Below are 229 nucleotides of genomic sequence, written 5' to 3' on the forward strand. Positions count from 1 at the left end.
CGGCAACCAGTTGCTGCCCGTCGATATCGATGGTGGCGTGGTCGATGGCAGGATCGATATCGAGCACCTTGAGCGTGAAGCGAACCGACACGTCGCGCCCGCCCGCGCGGAAAAATGCGTCCCTGATCTGCGCAGCCCACTGGAACTGCGCGAGCACGTCCACCGGGATGCCGAGCGAATCGGCGCCCGTGCGCCAGCGCCATTGCGGCCCCGACATGTCGACCAGGGT

1 protein-coding gene is annotated in these 229 nt (G+C 66.4%); it reads right to left on the bottom strand.

Annotated features, from left to right (window positions below):
* Positions 1-229 (bottom strand): hypothetical protein (locus tag SB753_RS42290; protein ID WP_410805858.1); only part of this gene is annotated, 229 nt, incomplete at both ends.

Source organism: Paraburkholderia sp. SIMBA_053 (assembly GCF_046534895.1).
Taxonomy (GTDB): domain Bacteria; phylum Pseudomonadota; class Gammaproteobacteria; order Burkholderiales; family Burkholderiaceae; genus Paraburkholderia; species Paraburkholderia caledonica.